General features: G+C 61.9%; 15 protein-coding genes. 5 read left to right on the top strand and 10 right to left on the bottom strand.

All coding sequences use genetic code 11. The features are described from left to right. Positions 1 to 391 precede the first annotated feature (391 nt). A complete protein-coding gene (locus HX851_RS39825; RefSeq protein ID WP_177057810.1) occupies positions 392 to 3,586 on the top strand; it encodes a transglycosylase domain-containing protein in 3,195 nt (1,064 codons plus the stop codon). Here HX851_RS39825 and HX851_RS39830 read toward each other — a convergent pair. Beyond that, positions 3,488 to 4,000 carry a C40 family peptidase gene (locus tag HX851_RS39830; protein ID WP_177057811.1) on the bottom strand — a complete coding sequence of 171 codons (513 nt, stop codon included), beginning with the start codon at positions 3,998 to 4,000 and terminating at the stop codon, positions 3,488 to 3,490. The genes HX851_RS39825 and HX851_RS39830 overlap by 99 nt on opposite strands. Before the next feature lie 265 nt (positions 4,001 to 4,265). On the opposite strand from HX851_RS39830, the gene HX851_RS39835 reads away from it, so the two are divergent. Beyond that, a complete protein-coding gene (locus tag HX851_RS39835) occupies positions 4,266 to 4,847 on the top strand; it encodes a PadR family transcriptional regulator (protein ID WP_177057812.1) in 582 nt (193 codons plus the stop codon). Then, entirely contained in the window at positions 4,844 to 5,626 is a 783-nt protein-coding gene (locus HX851_RS39840; RefSeq protein WP_177065240.1) for a siderophore-interacting protein, read from the top strand. Before HX851_RS39835 ends, HX851_RS39840 begins: the two co-directional genes overlap by 4 nt. Before the next feature lie 201 nt (positions 5,627 to 5,827). Here the strand turns inward: HX851_RS39840 and HX851_RS39845 are convergent, their stop codons facing one another. Together HX851_RS39845 and HX851_RS39850 are read right to left on the bottom strand one after the other, a co-directional pair. Further along, a complete protein-coding gene (locus HX851_RS39845; protein ID WP_177065239.1) occupies positions 5,828 to 6,478 on the bottom strand; it encodes a Pr6Pr family membrane protein in 651 nt (216 codons plus the stop codon). 24 nt (positions 6,479 to 6,502) lie between these two features. Continuing rightward, the gene (locus HX851_RS39850) at positions 6,503 to 6,727 is read right to left on the bottom strand and encodes a VF530 family protein (RefSeq protein ID WP_017126370.1); all 225 of its coding nucleotides are present in this window, start codon (positions 6,725 to 6,727) and stop codon (positions 6,503 to 6,505) included. 291 nt (positions 6,728 to 7,018) lie between these two features. Between HX851_RS39850 and HX851_RS39855 the strand changes: the two genes are divergently transcribed. Together HX851_RS39855 and HX851_RS39860 are read left to right on the top strand one after the other, a co-directional pair. Beyond that, complete coding sequence (locus HX851_RS39855; protein WP_177057816.1) at positions 7,019 to 9,043, top strand: TonB-dependent receptor; 2,025 nt, start codon at positions 7,019 to 7,021, stop codon at positions 9,041 to 9,043. 433 nt (positions 9,044 to 9,476) lie between these two features. After that, a complete protein-coding gene (locus HX851_RS39860) occupies positions 9,477 to 11,939 on the top strand; it encodes a glucose/quinate/shikimate family membrane-bound PQQ-dependent dehydrogenase (RefSeq protein ID WP_177057817.1) in 2,463 nt (820 codons plus the stop codon). A gap of 62 nt (positions 11,940 to 12,001) precedes the next feature. Here HX851_RS39860 and HX851_RS39865 read toward each other — a convergent pair whose 3' ends face one another. The 7 genes from HX851_RS39865 to HX851_RS39895 all read right to left on the bottom strand — a co-directional run bounded on the left by HX851_RS39865 (position 12,002) and on the right by HX851_RS39895 (position 19,088). Beyond that, a complete protein-coding gene (locus HX851_RS39865; RefSeq protein WP_177057818.1) occupies positions 12,002 to 12,559 on the bottom strand; it encodes a hypothetical protein in 558 nt (185 codons plus the stop codon). Next, positions 12,559 to 13,407, bottom strand: coding sequence for a hypothetical protein (locus HX851_RS39870; RefSeq protein WP_177065238.1), 849 nt, complete (start codon positions 13,405 to 13,407; stop codon positions 12,559 to 12,561). Before HX851_RS39870 ends, HX851_RS39865 begins: the two co-directional genes overlap by 1 nt. A 346-nt stretch (positions 13,408 to 13,753) precedes the next feature. Then, positions 13,754 to 14,434, bottom strand: a complete 681-nt coding sequence (locus HX851_RS39875; RefSeq protein ID WP_177065237.1) for a Pr6Pr family membrane protein — start codon at positions 14,432 to 14,434, stop codon at positions 13,754 to 13,756. 329 nt (positions 14,435 to 14,763) lie between these two features. Beyond that, positions 14,764 to 15,186, bottom strand: a complete 423-nt coding sequence (locus HX851_RS39880) for a group I truncated hemoglobin (protein ID WP_177065236.1) — start codon at positions 15,184 to 15,186, stop codon at positions 14,764 to 14,766. Next, complete coding sequence (locus HX851_RS39885) at positions 15,186 to 16,052, bottom strand: DUF3034 family protein (protein ID WP_177065235.1); 867 nt, start codon at positions 16,050 to 16,052, stop codon at positions 15,186 to 15,188. Before HX851_RS39885 ends, HX851_RS39880 begins: the two co-directional genes overlap by 1 nt. A gap of 5 nt (positions 16,053 to 16,057) precedes the next feature. Further along, positions 16,058 to 18,415, bottom strand: coding sequence for a bifunctional diguanylate cyclase/phosphodiesterase (locus HX851_RS39890; protein ID WP_177065234.1), 2,358 nt, complete (start codon positions 18,413 to 18,415; stop codon positions 16,058 to 16,060). Beyond that, a complete protein-coding gene (locus HX851_RS39895) occupies positions 18,399 to 19,088 on the bottom strand; it encodes a methylamine utilization protein (protein ID WP_177057824.1) in 690 nt (229 codons plus the stop codon). The genes HX851_RS39890 and HX851_RS39895 overlap by 17 nt, the downstream gene beginning before the upstream one ends. Between the last annotated feature and the right edge of the window lie 285 nt (positions 19,089 to 19,373).

A 19,373-nucleotide genomic window follows, 5' to 3' on the forward strand; every position in this document is an offset into this window, starting at 1 on the left:
TTATTGGATATGAACCACCGGGCAAAGGAGCGACGGGCGGGTAGGCCCGGACTCCCGGATGCCGGCTGCGCTTCGTGAGCGAAGCCGTCCCGCAGGGCAAACCTGCAGGGTCAGTGGGCGAGCAATACAAAAAACGGCCGGAGTATTGCACAACAATGGTGCATCGTCATGCCTCCCACCCGGACCGGCCCTACTCTGCGCAAGGCTCTATCCCAAGCCTGTCAGCCCTTGGCCAGGCAATACGCCTGACGTCGTGTTCCCGGCATATCCCCGCCGGCAAACCGTTACCGGTCGGAAATACCTGACCGCCCTCACAAAATTTTCCTCGCCTTCTGCCAGCGTCTAAGCTTCAGGCAAGTGCGATCAATCTGCGTGAATGGATGAATCGACTATGGGTGCTCAATGGAACTCCGATTCGACCAAGACTGTGGTGCCAACCAACAGTTCGGATGAGGCGCCTTTACCGAAAAAACCCCGCAAACGCAGGCCCTGGTGGCGTCTGTTCTGGTTGGTGGTGCTGATTGCCCTGGTTCTGCTCGCCGTCGCCGCCTCCCGCGAGATGCGCACTTCCAAGCTCCAGGCCCGGGAATTCAGCCGTTTTGCCGGCGACCTGGGTTATTCCCTCGCCTCCGGCCCCAGCGATTCACTGCTGTACCCCGGCGAAGGCCCCTTCGACAAACGCCTGGGCTACAGCGACCTGGGGACGTTTCTCACCCGGCTGGCCAAGCGCGGCTACCTGATCGAGGCGCAGGCGCGCTTCTCCCCCGCCCTGCTCGACTACAGCAAGGCCGGCTTCTTCGTCCCCTATGTGGAGAAGATCCAGGCCGGCCTGTCGATCACCGACTGCCGGGGCGCCGACCTCTACCAGTACAACTACCCGCAACAGCTCTATGCCAACTTCGCGGCCATTCCGCCGCTGGTGGTCAACAGCCTGCTGTTCATCGAAAACCGCGATCTGCTCGACCCTTCCCAACCCATGGCCAACCCCGCCGTGGACTGGCCACGCTTCGGCAAGGCGGTGCTGTCGCAGATCGCCAAGGTCTTGCATGTCGGCGGCCAGACCGCCGGCGGCAGTACCCTGGCGACGCAACTGGAGAAGTACCGGCACTCGCCGGATGGCCTGACCCTGTCCGGCGGCGAGAAAATCCGCCAGATGATTTCCGCCAGCGTGCGGGCCTATCAGGACGGGCCGCAAACCCTGGAGGTGCGGCAGAACGTGGTCCGTGACTACCTCAACAGCGTGCCCCTGTCGGCGGTGCCCGGCCACGGTGAAGTGCATGGCATGGCCGAAGGCTTGCGGGTCTGGTATGGCGCGGATTTCGCCAAGATCAACGAACAATTGAGCAGCACCGCCAGCGACCCGCAGAGCCTGGCCAGACGCGGGCTGGCGCTGCGTGAAGTGCTGTCGCTGATGATCGCCCAGCGGCGGCCGTCGCACTACCTGGCGCGGGGTCGCGATGAACTGGCCGAACTGACCGACAGCCACCTGCGCCTGCTGGCCCAGAACGGCGTGATCGACGCCCCGCTGGCCGCCGCCGCGCTGGCGAGCAAGGTCAGCTATCGGGACTGGCTGCAAGAGCCGACGATCCAGCCGGTGGAGTCGAACAAGGGCATCAGCGTCGCCCGCAGCCGACTGGCGGCGATGCTCAACCGTCCGCTGTACGACCTCGACCGCCTCGACCTGTCGGCCACCAGCACCTTGCAATCGGACCTGCAAGGCCAGGTCAGTGACTATCTGCGGCGCCTGGCGAATCCGGAGTTCGCCAACGCCATCGGTCTGCTGGGGGAACGCCTGCTGACCGCCAGCAGCACCCAGCAGGTGCGCTACAGCTTCACCCTGTTCGAACTGACGCCGGACAGCTACCGGGTGCGGGTGCAGACCGACAGCACCGACCAGCCCTTCGATATCAACGAGGGCAGCAAGCTTGAACTGGGCTCCACCGCCAAGTTGCGGGTGCTGACCACTTACCTGCAGATCATCTCGGAACTGCACGACAAGTACGCCGGCCAATCACCCGCCGTGCTGAAGAAAGTCGAGGTCAACGACCAGGATCGCATCACCCGCTGGGCCCTCGACTACCTGATACAGAACAGCGACCAGAACCTGCCGAAGATGCTTGAGGCGGCGCTCAACCGCCAGTATTCGGCCAGCCCCGGCGAAAGCTTCTTTACCGGCGGCGGCCTGCATCACTTCCACAACTTCCGCAACGAAGACAACGGCCGCAACCCGACCTTGCTCGAGGCCCTGCGCGAGTCAATCAACCTGCCGTTCATCCGGCTGATGCGCGACCTGGTGCGCTACAGCACCTACCAGGGACCGAACAACAGCGCCGAGTTGCTCAAGGACGATGACAATCCGCGTCGCCAGGAATACCTGGCACGCTTCGCCGACCGTGAAGGCACGGCCTTCATGCTGCGTTTCTGGAAGAAGTACCAGAACAAGGACTCCCAGGAACGCCTGGACACCTTCCTCGACAGCATGCATCCGACACCGATTCGCCTGGCGGCGGTACACCGCTACCTGCTGCCGGAAGCCCCGCAGGCGGCCTTCAACACCTTTGTCCGGGCCCACCTGAAAACCGAGAAGGTCACCGACGAACGCCTCGCCAAGCTCTACAAGAGTTACGGTCCGGGGACCTACGACCTGCCGGACCAGGGCTATATCGCCAAGGTCCACCCGCTGGACCTGTGGTTGCTGGGCTACCTGCTGAAAAATCCCCAGGCCAAGTTCAGCCAGGTGGTCACCGCCAGCGAGTACGAACGCCAGGAAGTCTATGGCTGGTTGTTCAAGAGCAAGCACAAGAGCGCCCGCGACAGCCGGATCCGGGTGATGGTCGAGATCGAGGCGTTCCTTGATATCCACCAGCGTTGGCAACAGGTCGGTTATCCCTTCGATCACCTGGTACCGTCGCTGGCGACCGCCATCGGCAGCTCCGGCGACCGCCCGGCGGCCTTGGCCGAACTGATGGGGATCATCCTCAACGACGGTGTGCGCATGCCGATCCTGCGCATCGATAGCCTGCACTTCGCCGCCAACACGCCGTACGAAACACAGCTGATCAACGATCCGGGCAAGGGCAAGCGGGTCCTGCCCTCGGAAGTCGCCACGGCCTTGCGCCTGGCGTTGTCACAAGTGGTGGATGCGGGCACCGCCCGGCGCGTGTCCGGCAGTTTCAAACAGCCGGACGGCACCCCGTTGGCCATGGGCGGCAAGACCGGCACCGGGGACAACCGGATCGAGGCCATCGGCGCGGGCGGACGGGTATTGAGTTCGAAGTCGATCAACCGCACGGCGACCTTTGTCTTCTACATCGGCGACCACCATTTCGGCACCCTGACCGCCTTCGTTCCGGGGCGTTCGGCCGAAACCTTCAAGTTCACCTCGGCCTTGCCGGTCCAGGTGCTCAAGGGCATGGCACCGATCCTCACGCCTTATCTGCAACCGGGCAGCAGCACGTTGTGTACCGCCACGCACGTCGCACAAACCTCAATTACCGGGATGAAAACGCTTGGCCAGGGTGTAGCTCTTTTTCCAGTAGGAATTGCTCAGGGAGTCGATACGCACGGTCTTGCCACTGCGCGGTGAGTGGATGAACTTGCCCCCCCCTACATAGAGCCCGACATGGCTCACGCTGCCCTGGCCATTACGGTTGAAAAATACCGCATCGCCAGGCTTCAGGCTGCCGCGCTGGATGGTCCTGGCGCTGGAGCGGCGCATCCCCACGGTGGTCCGCGGCAACTTGATATCGGCCTCGTTCTGAAACAGATAAACCAGCAGGCCACTGCAATCGAAGCCCTTGACCGACATGCCGCCCCAACGATAAGGCGTACCGATCAACTGGTGCGCACGGTCGATGACGCTGTCGATGGATGCTCCATCGGTGATCCGGACCTGAGTGGTCTTGGCAGAAGAATTTTTCGCTGATTTGAGGGTGGCGTGAGCCGGCCAGAAGCCTCCCAACACCATCAATAACAATACAGCCAACACTGACCTGGACATGATAAACGTCGCCTTTGTGAACATCAGGCGGCATGGTACGGAGCAGCCAAGGGCTTGCTCAGAGTGCTTTTCTCAGCTTTACGTAGGAAATATCCTAGGAAAACACGCGAAAACCTCCGCTCCCCCGTAGCAAGACCAGGCATCTCCATGACCCGATCACGGCTCCCGGGCTCTCCTCACAGCCTCGATGACGCTCGTCGTTTTTCTTGCACTGCCATTAAGATATATCTTAAGGTATATCTTACCAAGACAGGAGAAAGAGAAAATGAGAGAGCATCACCATCACCCCCACCGCGAATTCGGCGACGGCCATGACGGTTTCGAACGTCGTCCCGGACGCGAGCGTGGCGGTCGCGGCCCACGGGTCTTCGCCCCCGGCGACCTGAAACTGCTGTTATTGGCGCTGATCGCCGAACAGCCTTGCCACGGCTACGACCTGATTCGCCAGATCGAAGGCATGTTCGATGGTGCCTACAGCCCAAGCCCCGGCGTGATCTATCCGACCCTGACCTTCCTGGAAGAAAGCGAACTGATCGTCGGCGACGCGGAAGGTGGGAAAAAGCGCTACAGCGTGACCGACAATGGGCGCCAGTCCCTGGCCGACCAGGCCATCGCCCTGGATGGCGTGCGCATGCGCATCGATGTCAGCAAGCGTTCCCTACGTGGGCATGACCGCCCACCGGAAATCCACGAGGCCGTGCACAACCTGCGGCACGCCCTGCAACTGCATCACGGACGCTGGAGCGCGGAAGAAATCCTGCGCGTGCGCGACCTGCTCAACAACACCGCCAAAGCCATCGTCGATGGGCCTGTCGCCACGCCATCCTGCTCGGAGAAACCGCAATGAATGCAGTCAATCAACAAGGGATTCACCGTGTCATGCACGAGATCAAGCGCCGCCGCCTGGAAGTGCTGCGCGTGGTCGACCTGACGCCGCGCATGCGTCGCATCACCCTCGGCGGGCCGGAGCTGGCAGGCTTTATCAGCCTCGGCACGGACGATCACGTGAAGCTGATGTTCCCGCAGAATGCCACCGAGCAGGCCGCACTGGATGCCTGGGTTCCTGGCGCCAAGGATAACGGTCCGATGCCAGCCATGCGGGACTACACACCGCGGCGCTATGATCTGGAAATCGGCGAGCTGGATATCGACTTTGTCCTGCACGGTGACGGCCCTGCCTCAACCTGGGCCGCCCAGGCCGCACCCGGCCAGGTCCTGAACATGGGTGGGCCGCGCGGTTCGATGGTGGTGCCGGATATCTTCGACAGCTACCTCCTGATCGGCGACGAGACCGCCCTGCCGGCCATCGCCCGGCGTCTGGAAGGCCTGGCGGCCAACCGGCGGGCGCTGGTGGTGGTCGAGGTGGAGAACGCGGCGGAACAGCAGCCACTGCACAGCCCGGCGCAGGTAGAAGTGATCTGGGTACGGCGCGATGCGCCGGAGCAGGATCTGCTGCAGACGGTCGAACACTTGAGCATCCCGTCCGGCAGCCTGTACGCCTGGGTGGCCACCGAGGCGGCGCTGTCGCGCAAGGTGCGCAAGGTGTTGCTCGCCACCCATGGCCTGGACGAAGCGTTCATCAAGGCCGTGGGTTACTGGCGGCTGGATGACAGCGCCGAAGACTGACCGTATCGATCGTTCCCACGCTCCGCGTGGGAATGCCGCCCAAGACGCTCTGCGTCCGCCTTTGTGACGCTGAGCGTCACGAGATGCATTCCCACGCAGAGCGTGGGAACGATCATCTCGGTCTACCTGATACACCGCGATTACCGGTTTCAGGGCCGCTTCGCAACCGAGCGCGGGCAAGCCCGCTCGCCACAGTTACCGCTATCGCCCACGCCAGCGATCCACCCCGATCAACAACAGCGACACCAGCACAAACCCCAGCAGGATCTGCCCGGCATTGATGAGCACCTGTGGATAACCCAGGGTGTCGACATCGACAAAGGGGTACGGATACGCCCCGATCAGATGGCCGCGCAACAGCACATAGGCGAAATATACCAGCGGATAAATCATCCACGGCAGCACCTGCCACCCGCGCAAGGTGCCCTTCGGCACGCAGCGCCACCAATAGGCCACGAACAGCAGCGGCATCACGTCGTGCAACAACTCATCGGCCAGCCACTGGAAGCCCTGGGGATGCCACAGGGGTCGCAGCAACAGGTTGTACGCCAGCGCCACCACCACGATATTCGCCACAATCGCCGTACGCACCGAAGGCCTGAGAAAAAACCTTCGGGCAGCCGACTCACGCGGCGTCACTTCCCAGGTCAACACCACCGCCACCAGGGTGTTGGTCAGCACGGTAAAGAAACTGAAGAATGTCAGCAGCCCACCCAACAGGCTCGCCTCGACCTGCCAGCGCGAAATCAGGATCAGGTACAGCTGGATGCTCAGGCCGCTCCAGCCCAGCAGCGCCGCAACCTGCAGTGCGAGGCGCGGGCAACCGCGCGCAGTGCCTTGATGGTCAGGCATGCCCTTGAACTCCACGACGCGGTCTCAGCGCTTGGTGCGCATCAACTTCACGTACAGCTTCTCGACCTTCTCCCGCGCCCACGGGGTCTTGCGCAGGAAGGTCAGGCTCGACTTGATGCTCGGATCGCTCTTGAAGCAACGGATGTCGATCCGTTCGGCCAGGCCTTCCCACTCGTAATGAGCCACCAGGGCGTTGAGGATCTGCTCCAGGGTCACCCCGTGCAGCGGGTTGTTGGGTGTCTCGGTCATGCCGAACCTTCAGTGAGGAAATGGAACAAGCCGCGCACCTTAGCCGAGGCCTTCGCCAGGGGGAAGAGCCGCGACGGGCGATACGGGTTTGCAACCCTGCAATTACACACAAACCGCTCTGGATTGAGTCTAGCGTCAGAACGGCCCGATGCCGTGGGAAGTATTTCCTGGCTGATAAATATGTTACGTTATAACAACACAATTCCATTCATCGGCCAAAACCCCGCCGTTTTCAGCCTGTTCTTTCGACTCAAAGGTGCCCATTGCACCTCGCTTGCCAAGGAAATATCGATGTCCCTCTCCTCTCCCCTGCGTACTCATCTGACTCCGCTGGCCGCCGCCTTGCTGATGGCCGGCCCGGTGCATGCCCTGGAGCTGCAACCCCAGGTCATCACCGCCAACCCGCTGGGCAGCGCCCAGACCGCCGCCCCGAGCACCGTGCTCGAAGGCGACGACCTGACCCTGCAACAGCAAGGCAGCCTCGGCGAAACCCTGAATAAGCAGCCTGGGGTGTCGTCGTCCTACTTCGGGCCGGGTGCCAGCCGCCCGATCATTCGTGGCCAGGACGGCGACCGCATCCGCCTGCTGCGCAACGGCGTCGGTGCGCTGGACGCCTCGGCGTTGTCCTATGACCACGCGGTGCCCCTGGACCCGGTCAATGTCGAGCGGATCGAAATCGTCCGCGGCCCGGCCGCCCTGCTCTACGGCGGCAGCGCCATCGGCGGGGTGGTCAACACCTTCGACAACCGGATTCCCACCAGCCCCATCGATGGTATCCACGGCGCCGGCGAGTTGCGTTACGGCGGTGCCGACACCACCCGCAGCAGCGCCGGCAAACTGGAAGCCGGCGACGGCAGCTTTGCCCTGCACCTGGACGCCAACGCCCGCGAGTTCAATGACCTGCGCATTCCCGGTTACGCCCGCAGCCGCAATGCCCCGGCCAGTGAAGACGGCGATGGCCGCAAGGGCCGCCTGGGCAACAGCGACGGTCGCCAGGACGGTGGTGCAGTCGGCGGCTCCTACACCTGGGATGACGGTTATGCCGGTCTGTCCTACAGCAACTACGACAGCAACTACGGCTCCCCTGCCGAGCAGGATGTACGCATCCGCATGCAGCAGGACCACTACGCTTTCGCCTCGGAAATCCGCAACCTGCAAGGCCCCTTCAGTTCGGTGAAACTGGATGCCGGCTACACCGACTACGAGCACCGGGAAATCGAAGGCGGCGAGGTCGGCACGATCTTCAAGAACAAGGGTTATGAAGCCCGGATCGAGGCCCGTCACCTGCCGGTCGGTCCGTTCAACGGGGTGATCGGCGCGCAGGTCACGCGCAACGAGTTCTCCGCCCTGGGCGAGGAAGCCTTCGTCCCACAGACCGACACCAACAGCGGTGCGCTGTTCCTGCTCGAAGAACTCAAGGCCACCGACCGCCTGACCTTCAGCCTGGGCGGCCGCCTGGAACACACCACGGTCGACCCGGACAGCAAGGGCAACGAGCGTTTTGCCAATGCCGACCGCAGCAACAGCTTCACCGCCGGCAGCCTGTCCTCCGGCGCGGTCTACACCCTGACACCGGTCTGGTCGCTGGCCGCGACCCTGGGCTACACCGAACGCGCGCCGACCTTCTACGAGTTGTATGCCAACGGCGCCCACGTGGCCACCGGCACCTACGAAGTCGGCGATGCCAACCTGTCAAAGGAAAAAGCGGTGTCCAGCGACCTGGCCCTGCGTTTCGACAACGGCACCCACAAGGGCAGCTTCGGCGTGTTCTACAGCCGCTTCTCCAACTACATCGGCCTGCTGGGCAGCGGACGCACCCTCAACGACGAGGGCCAGGAGGATGCCGGCGGGATTCCCGAATACCGCTACTCGGGCGTGCGGGCACGCTTCGCCGGCTTCGAGGCCCAGGATCACTGGAAGCTCGGCGAAAGCGCCTACGGCAAGTTTGCCCTGGAACTGTCCGGGGACTACACCCGCGCCACCAACCTCGATACCGGCGAGGCCCTGCCACGTATCGCACCGCTGCGCCTGAACAGCGGCCTGCTGTGGGAACTGGAGCGCTGGCAGGCGCGCATCGATGTCGAACACGCGGCGGGACAGGGTCGGGTACCGGCCAACGAATCAGGCACCTCGGGCTATACCACCTTCGGCGCCAGCGCCGGTTATCACTTCGATATCGGCAGCAGCCAGTGGCTGGCCTTCGTCAAGGGCGACAACCTGACCAACCAGACCGTGCGCTACGCCAGCTCGATCCTGCGCGATATCGCGCCGGCACCGGGACGCAGCGTCGAGTTCGGCTTGCGTACCACCTTCTAACAATGACATCCCTCCCTCAGGCCTGCGCGAGCTTACTGTGGGAGGGGGCTTGCCCCCGAAGCTCTTGCTGGCCTCTTCGCGGCGGTGCTGCATCCCGACAAGCACCGCTCCTACAAAAAAACCGGTTCACCCCCCGGCACTAAGCGCACTGTTACCAATCCAACAATAATCCATCTCAGGGAACGCCCTGTTTCCCCTCCCACCCTGGCTTTATCCTTAGCAAGCTAACAACTGAAACGTTTCATCTACTGCTACTTCGGCAGGAAACGACCCGGTTCCCGGTTTTATCCCCGACTTACCGACCTGCGCGCAGCCCCCTCGTGCCGCCGTGCGCCCGCCCGGCCGCGCCACCGATTGAACCAAGCCCGCGCCAGATCGTCATCTACAGTGATAACAGCGCGGGACACCTTAACCGTCACGGAGAAACCACACTATGAGCACTGACCCTGCTTCGAGTCGCAGCCGCCTGCTGCCCAGCCTGCTCGGCATCGTGCTGCTGCTGATGGGCCTGGCCCTGCTGGCCGGAGGGATCAAGCTGAGCCTGCTCGGCGGCTCGCTGTACTACCTGCTGGCCGGTATGGGCCTGTTGCTGACCGGCGGCCTGCTGCTGACCGCCCGCCGCGCCGCCCTGGGCCTCTACGCACTGGTGCTGTTCGCCAGTACGCTATGGGCCCTGTGGGAAGTCGGCCTGGACTGGTGGCAACTGGTACCGCGCCTGGCCCTGCTGTTCGCCCTGGGCATCGTCATGTTGCTGCCGTGGTTTCGCCGTCCATTGCTGCACAGCGGGGCGGCGCCGATGGGCACCGGCGCGCTCGGCATCGCCGTAGTCCTGGCGGGTGCCGCCGCCGTTGCCAGCCAGTTCACCCACCCCGGTGAAATCAAGGGCCAACTGGATCGCGACAGCGTCCCCGGCATGAGCAACACCGCGCCGGCCATGGCCGACGGCGACTGGAACTCCTACGGCCGCAGCGCCCATGGCGACCGTTACTCACCCCTCGCGCAGATCACCCCGCAGAACGCCCACAAGCTGGTGCCGGCCTGGACCTATCGCACCGGCGACATCCCGGGGCCGAACGACCCGGGCGAAACCACCGCGGAAAACACCCCGCTGAAAGTCAACGGCATGCTCTACGTGTGTACGCCACACAGCCAGGTGATTGCCCTCGACCCGGACACCGGCAAGGAAATCTGGCGCTTCGATCCGAAGCTCTCGACGCAGAAGGCGGCGAACTTCAAGGGATGGGCGCACATGACCTGCCGTGGCGTGGCGTATCACGATGACAACGCCTATATCGCCGCGACCACCTCATCGGCACCGGCCGTTGCCGCCACCGCGTCAGTCGACAGCAACAGCGCGCCGACCGGCCAACTGACCGCCAGCGGCCAGGAAAACCAGTGCCCACGGCGCATCTTCCTGCCGACCGCCGACACCCGCCTGATCGCCCTGAACGCCGACACCGGCAAGATGTGCGAAGACTTCGGCGACAAGGGCCAGATCGACCTCGGCGCCAATATCGGCACCTTCGCCCCTGGCGGCTACTACTCCACCTCGCCACCGGCGGTGACCCGCAACCTGGTGGTGATCGGCGGCCATGTCACCGATAACGTCTCCACCGACGAGCCCAGCGGCGTGATCCGTGCCTTCGACGTGCACACTGGCAAGCTGGTGTGGAACTGGGACAGCGGCAACCCGGACGACACCACGCCGATTGCCCCAGGCAAGACCTACACCCGCAACTCGCCCAACATGTGGTCGATGTTCGCCGTCGATGAAAAACTCGGCATGCTTTACCTGCCGATGGGTAACCAGACGCCCGACCAGTTCGGCGGCGCACGCACCCCGGATTCGGAGAAATTCAGCGCCGGCCTGACCGCCCTGGATATCGACAGCGGCCATGTGCGCTGGACCTTCCAGTTCACCCATCACGACCTGTGGGACATGGACGTGGGCGGCCAGCCGACGGTGATGGACATCAAGACCGCCGATGGCGTGAAGCCGGCCGTCCTGGCCTCGACCAAGCAGGGCAGCATCTACGTGCTCGACCGCAGCAACGGCCAGCCGATCGTGCCGATCAACGAAGTGCCGGTGCCACAAGGTGCCGTCGCCGGCGATCATACTTCACCGACGCAGCCGAAGTCCGACCTCAACTTCATGCCGCCGCCCCTCAAGGAACGCGACATGTGGGGCGTGACCCCGTTCGACCAGATGCTCTGCCGGATCGACTTCAAGTCGCTGCGTTATGACGGTCCGTTCACCCCACCATCGCTGCAGGGCTCGATCGTCTATCCGGGCAACTTCGGCGTGTTCGACTGGGGCGGCATCTCGGTGGATCCGGTGCGCCAGATCGCCTTCGTCAACCCGAGCTACATGGCCTTCCGCTCCAAGCTGATTCCGGCCGCGGACATCGCTGCCCAGGGCCCGCGCAAGAGCGAAACCGAAGGCGTGCAGCCGAACAAGGGCGCGCCATACGGGGTGATTCTCGAAGCCCTGCTGTCGCCGATGGGCCTGCCGTGCCAGGCGCCGGCCTGGGGCTATGTCGCGGCGGTCGACCTGACCACCCACAAGACGATCTGGATGCACAAGAACGGCACCGTGCGCGACAGCTCACCGGTACCGATTCCCCTGAGCATGGGCGTACCGAGCCTGGGCGGGACCTTCACCACCGCCGGTGGCGTGGCCTTCCTCAGCGGCACCCTGGACCAGTACCTGCGCGCCTATGATGTGAAAAACGGCAAGCAACTCTGGGAAGGCCGCCTGCCGGCGGGCGCCCAGACCACGCCGATGACCTACACCGGCAAGGACGGCAAGCAGTACGTGCTGGTCATGGCCGGCGGACATGGGTCGCTGGGGACGAAGCAAGGGGACTACGTGCTGGCGTACAAGTTATCAGAGTAACTTTCAGGCAGTTTAAAAAGATGGCTACCTTCTGGTAGCCATCTTTTTATCAACGGGTCCTGTCACGCAATCTTGTCTCGAATAGCCGTTGCAAAACGCTCTATATCATTTGGAGACCAGACAAAGATATCACCCCAATTATCAAACGCCCTACCTCCCAATATATCCCAGGCACCTCCAGCCACCAGTGCATCCTTTACCGTCGTCGAGCAATTTTGCTGCAATGTTTGCCAGCGACTATCAGGATTGGCCGAAAACCCATCCCACCAACTCTTTATATTCGCCTCATTAAGATGAGTGGCTGGGATATAGACAAACACATCTGGAACAACACCCTCACCCCGGACATCATCATTAAAGCTTCTTGGAACTATCGCCGGCGCGCTATAAACCTGTGAAACAAAGGGAATACTTTCCCTACCCATCCCCTGAGGCCACCAACTGATATAGGTACCATCGGACAAGGTGAGGGAGGCATGCCCCCACGCCTCCTCCTTGCCACGATACGACCAGACATTCACGGCAGCGCTGTTGGGCGGAGGAGTCACAACATCACCCACAATCTCCTTGACCAGACTTCTGCGGGTATTCGAATCGATTGCAAATATGAAATTTGACATCATTCAACTCCTTTCAAGCCACTAAACAACTTGAACGCCTTCCCGTAGCCAGGCTCCATATACCCAGACAACACTTGATCTGTGGAAACAGTTCCTCCAGGCATTATTTCTCGCGCAAAATAAAGCCCACTATCCGGATAATAACCGAACAGGTGATCTTTACCATTAGAAGTAAAAATCTGAACTTTTGGCGGGCACTGCATAAAGCCTGCATCTTCCGTCACCTGGCCCAAGGTACCGTCTCTTGTCAGAGCTCTCAAAGTGTAAGCCTGGTTATCGGCTCCCGGTTCGTAGTGGCTGGTCTGAGCGTACAGGTAACTGCGCGAACCCGCTCGACAGGCGTAGAGTCCGGTATAATTTCTCTCTAGTGTCCCACTAGCTCTTTCAGCCCTGTCTATCGTACCGTTTGAAAGAAGTTCATAAGTCATCCAGGTCTGACTGTCTATGTTATGCAAAAGCACAAACAGCTTATCATCCACCCAATAGCAGACATGATTGTGCCACCATATATTCCCACCGGGCCATACCCCGTAATCCGTGACATCTCCCACTGAACCATCGTCATTAAGCCGCCTGATGGACCAGGCCAACTCTTTCTCACTGTAAAGATAAAGGAAGTTCATGGTCTGAACGGTGTAAATAAACTGGACATACCTGGCGCGCTCCAAAACACCATTACGCACATCCCCCATCCCAATCTTGCCATAAACCCCATCAATGTATCGGGTGAACCACTCTCCGGTATCCGGTTTATAGCAATACAAAAACTCTTTCCCACCAGCCTTATACGAATCAACCACACTATAATCCGAATCCCAACCCGATGACTCGACATCTGTGATATTCATCATGAATCTCCAGCTCAATAAAACCGGGACCCTCAACAAACCAGAATGACGACCATACCGACCAGACGACATCAAGCCACCGCAAACCTCGACCTGAAACATGCACAGTTACTCATCAGCAAACCGCCAGCACGATAAAAACTGCAAACAACCGGCACCACATCCAACATGAGGAGTTTTGAAATAGCGCAAAACCGCACCAAGAGTGCTTAGTCAATCACAAGAGTACACTCTGCTGTATAAGCACCCAAAAACCCAATACAACCAGACACTCAACAGTATTTTTCAAGCAGCTAGCAAAATTCCAATATCGGCATCAAGGATACCTCGCGGGCTGGGAAAAGATTTATCCAACAGCGGCTGGAGACAGACGATCGCGCTTGCCACGCCAGCGATCCACCGCAATCACCACCACTGACACCGCCACAAACCCCACCAGTATCATCGCGGCATTGATAAACACCTGTGGATAACCCAGTTTGGCCACTTCGATAAAGGGATAAGGGTAGGAACCGACAAGGTGACCACGCACCAGGGCATAGATGAAATAGACCGCCGGATACAGCAACCACGGCCACAGATCGCGCCAGTGCAAGGTGCCCTTGGGCACGCAGAACCACCAATAGATCACGAACAGCACCGGCATCACGTCGTGCAACAATTCATCGGCCACCCACTGCAAGCCCTCGGGGCTCCACGTCTCGCGCAACAGCAGGTTGTACGCCAGTCCGACCAGCACGATGCTGGCGGCCACGCCACTTTGCACAGTGGGTTTGAGAAAGAAACGGTGCAACGCTGAATCCCCTGATGTCGCCGCGCAGGTCAGCACGATCGCCACCAGGAGGTTGGTCAGCACCGTGAAGTAACTGAAGAAGATATCCACCCCACCCAGCAGGCTTTGACCGCTCTGCCAGCGCGAAGCCAGAATCAGATACAGCTGCAGGAGCAACGTAAGCCATCCCAGCAATGCCGCAATCTTCACGGCAGTTCCACGCCCGCCTTGCGTTAAAAGCATTTCGTCGCCCATGACACTGGCTCCCGGCTACGCGACACCTGCGACGGCAAGGCATCCAACCGATTGGACGCTTAAACAGGCTGCCTGTTGAGCAAGACCCTAGAAGAACGCGAGACAAGACTCTACTGTCAGAAATGACAGTCCTGACCAACGGCAGCCGCGCTCGTACACAGCTCCCACAAGGATCGCGGCGTGCACAAGATGTGCGCCTGACGCGGTACTCATTGTGGGAGTGGGCTTGCCCACGAAGGGGACCTTGAGCCCTGCCCGCCCGCACGCCTTCGCTGGCAAGCCAGCTCCCACATGGCCTGCACAAGCGACCGCATTGACCACGTCAGAACCTAGTGGTCGATCACTTCACCGCGCATCGGCGCCAGCCGCGCAATCAGGCGGTTCTGCACCGGTACCGGGATGCCCTGGGCATCCATCGCGGCGATCAGGTCTTCCACCAGCGCATTGAAGTCGCTGCGGCTGACGTTCTGGCCCTTGTGGCTCTCGGCCATGGTATCGCCGGTGTACACGCACGGCCCGCCCGCCTCGACGCAGAACTGCTCCACCAGTTTGTCGCGCAGACGCTGGATATCGATCTTGCGAAAGCGCTCGGCAATCCGTGAATCATGAGCAATGTTGATCAGCGTGCCTTCGACGATACGGGTAATCCCCGCGCGCTCGCCGAGGTCGCGATAGAGGCTGTCATCCTTGGGCGGCTGCTGGGCACAACCGGCCAGCAGGACCATGATCGCCAGCAGTTTCAGGACACGCATCAGAAACTCCCCTGTACGGACAGGTAAGGACCGTTCTGGTTGTCCAGGGTGGCGATTTCACCCAGCCGGGCGTAGGCCAGGACCAGCGACACATGCTTGGTCGGGAAGTAGCCGACAAACAGGTCGGCCCAGTCGCTTTCCCCGGCAAACGACAGGTTGTCCGGCTTCTGCCGGTATTCCACGCCCATGGCCCAGCGCGGATTGAACAGCACCGCCACCGAGCCCTCCTTGAGCACGCTGCGGGTGTCGCGACGGTCGCCGCCAAAGCCCATCAGCCCCAGTTCGTTGGCCCGGCTGTAGCGCACGCCGCCGTTGACCAGCACGTTGTAGCCGAAGGCCGCGCCCATGAACAGGCGGCTGGCGGTCAGGTAGCCCTCGACATCCTGGTCACGCTTGGCGCCCACCAGTTCGGGAATATCGAAGTTGGTCTGGTGCTTGTACTCCAGGCCCAGGGATACCTGGGGCAACTGGTCGTAGATCAGGTCGCCGAACAAGCGCACCTTGAGGCCGATGATGTCCTGCCCCAGATGGTCCTCGGGCAGGTTGAGCTTGTGCACCAGCGACCCCAGGTCGAAACGCTGGCGGGCGAAGGACACTTCCACGCGGTTGTCATAGGACGCCGCGACCCCGGCCACATCCAGCCGGTAATCCGGGACATTGACCGTGGTGGCGAACGCCGTGGCGCTCCATTCGTTCTCTTCGCCGTAGCCGGTCAGTACCGCCCACGGCGTGATGCCGCCGCCCGCAGCGCCTTCCAGGCTGCTGGCGCCGCCGGTGGCGATCAGGCGACCGTTATCGGCCAGGGCGACGTCCGCGCCCAGACAAGCAAGACCCAACAGGCACAACACAGGAAAACGACGTTTCATATCACTCAATGAACCATGACGGACGGTGAACTCAAAGGCAGGGCAACCCAGGCCTCGAACGCCGTCGCGGTCAGCGGACGACTGATCAGGTAACCCTGGGCGGTATCGCAGTGCCAGCGCTCCAGCAGGCGCAGGCTGTGTTCGTATTCGACGCCTTCGGCAACCACCTTCAGCCCCAGGTTATGGCTCATCTCGATGGTCGAGCGGACGATCACCGCATCCTCGCTGGTTTCATCCAGGTTGCGCACGAAGGACTGGTCGATCTTCAGTTCCTGCACCGGCAGGCGCTTCAAGTGCGCCAGCGACGAATAACCGGTACCGAAGTCATCCACCGACAGGCTGATGCCGCACTCGCGCAAGCGGTGCAGCACCTTGAGCGCCTGCTCCGGCTCGCGCATCACCGCGCTTTCGGTGATCTCGAAGATCAGCTGTTCGGCCGGCAGGCGGTAGATCTTGAGCAGCGCCGACACACGGTCGGCCAGGTCGCCGCTGAGCAGGTCATCCGCGGAAATATTCAGGGACAGTTGCAGGCGCAAGCCACGCACATTCCACTCGGCGAGCTGGCGCATGCCCTCTTCGATCACCCAGCGGGTCAGCACCTGGATACTGCCGGTGCGCTCGGCCAACACGATGAACTCCGCCGGCGAAACCATACCGAACTGCGGATGCTGCCAACGCAGCAAGGCCTCGGCCTGGCGCACGCGGCCCTGGCGGATATCCAGCTTGGGCTGGTAATGCAGCAACAGTTCGCCATTGGCCGCGGCATGGCGCAGGTCGCGGATCAGGGTGATCTGGCGGCGGTGGGCCAGGTCGCGCCCGTGTTGGTAGATCTGCAGGCGTCCGGGCATCTGCTCGGCGTCTTTCATGGCGATGGCGGCGCGCCCGAGCAGTTCTTCCGGAGCCTGGCCGTCGGCCGGGAATGCGGCGATGCCCATCCGGCAATCCAGGGCCATATCGTGGCCGGCAATGCGCTGGGGCTTGAGCAGCAGTTGCTGGATCTGGTCGGCAGTGGCCACCGCGCCATCGCTGCCGACATTCTGCAGCAGCAAGAGGAATTCACCGGCGATCAGGTGGGCGACGGTATCGCCGGGGCGCAAGGCGGCTTGCAGGCGCTGGCTGACATTCTGCAGCATCAGGTCGACGGCGCCAGGGCCGCCGGTGTCGTTGACCGAGCGCAGGTTGTCGATTTCCAGGTAGACCAGGGCCACCGGGCGTCCGGCGGCCATTGCACTGCCCAGGCGCTCCATGGCCAGCGCGCGGTTGGGCAGGCCGGTCAGGCGATCGTGCAGGGCATTGTGCGCCAACTCCTGCTCGCGCTCGGCGATCTCGCTCTGCATGGCGTTGAAGGCCGTTGCCAGCAAACCCAGTTCGTCACTGCGCTGCAACGCCAGCGGCGTCTGGTAGTCACCCTGGCCGATACGCTCGGCCGCTTGCGCCAGGGAGCGCACCGGCTGCGACACGCTGCGCGCCAACAACAGCGCGCCGGCCAGCGAGGCCAGGAGCGAGATCAAGGCGATCAGGAGAATTTTCTGATCGAGCGGGGCGAAGGCCTGCATGGCCGCATCCAACGGGCTTTGCAGCAGTGCGATGACCTGGCTGTCGTTGCTCTCGGTGCTGCTGGCGAGCATCAGCGACTGGCTCAGGAAGCTCTGGTTGAGGTGCTCGGTCATCTGCAACTGCCGGCCCTGGGAGGCCTCGAGCATCAAGCGGACAATGCTCGACGCCAATGAGCCGAGCTGGGTGCTGACCAGTTCCCCAGGCTGTTGGTGATCGACGGTCAGGAACGACACTTCGAGGTTGGTCAGCGAGCGCAGTTCCGAGGCGAAGGCGTTGTCCATGGAGAAGCCCATCACCACCCGGGCAATCGGCAGCGGTGCCAGCACGGGCGCTTCCACCAGCAGGTGCGGCTTGCCCTGCAACGGCACGATCAGGGTCGCCTGCTTGTTGCGGCGCGCCTCGCGCAGGGCCTGGTCGTAGCGGAACGGCGTGCCGTCGGGCTGGTCCGCCAGGGTGCTGGCCAGGACCTTGCCGTCCATGCTCAGCAGGATCATGTCGCTGGCGTTGATGCGCTTGCCGTGGTTGATCAACACCGAGCGAATGGTCGCCGAGTCGCCGCTGGACACCGCATCGCGAAAGCCGAAGTCGGATGCCAACAGTTGCACCCCGTCGCCCAGACGCCGGCTCTGCACGTCCAGCAGACGTTCGAAGACCCGTGCGCCGACGTCCAGTTGCTCGCGGGCCTGGCTGCGTACCGCATCGTTGGTGGCTGCCTTGACGCTGAAGTACAGCGCGCCGACCACCACCAGCAGCAGCAGGATCAGGACACAGGCGACCCGTGCCTGAAAACTACTGCGCAGTTTCACTGAGAGCTTTATTGAAGGCATCGCCAAAGGCACTCGGAGCGGGCGCCGACGGAGCATCCGGCGACAGCGGTTGGATCGTCAGGCTGAAATGCTGCTTCAAGCCCGTGGCCGGCACCTCGATTTCGCCTCCCGGTTGCGGCTGCATATCCGCAACCTGGGGGTGCCAGAGCGTCACGCGGTAATGGCCGGCCGGCAGTTTGTCGAACACGACCCGGCCCTGGTCATCGCTGACCGCGAACCAGGGGTCATCGGTGACATAAACGTAGCCAAGCATCCAGTCATGGATATTGCAACCCAGCACGACGATCCCAGGCTTGTCGAACAGCACCGGGTCCGACGGCGTGCCTTCATAGAGGCGCAGCTCGAAGCGCTTGGGTTGCGAGAACGAATAGACCTGGTGGCGGATGTTGTCACTGTTGGGAAACTTGATCTGGGTGCCGGTGTGCACCGCCAGGACATGGGGGGCGAACTGCTTGTCGCGCTGGTCCATATCGGCCTTGAGCGGATAGGCGGTGGTTCCGGCATTGCCCTGCAAGGTCACCACCGCGCCCACCAGAGGCTTGCCCTGCTGGTCGACCATCTCGGCCTGGAAGCCGGCGGCCTGACTCAGACCGCTCGACAGCAAGCCGGCAACACACAGAAACAATCCAAACAGCGAGGTCGGGCGGGCCATGCAGCAACTACTCACAAAGTCATAAGATAAGGATGGCCTGCCTTGGCATAAAGGATTCAGCGAGTGCAGAGTACCGGGCGTTGCACAGAAGATCACGGGATAAATGCGGCCTTTAGCCACTATTTGCAGCGACCCGACGAACGACCATCACCTCGAAAAAACCTCTACATCAAAAACAAACATGTACAAGTCTCTTCCCTGACTATCGGCCGGATTGAACAAAGCTATAGCCCCGAACCATTGAAACCACCGCGGCCTCGCCCCATCTAACCTGCATACTCAACT

It is taken from the genome of Pseudomonas gingeri, from assembly GCF_013385635.1.
GTDB lineage: Bacteria > Pseudomonadota > Gammaproteobacteria > Pseudomonadales > Pseudomonadaceae > Aquipseudomonas > Aquipseudomonas gingeri_A.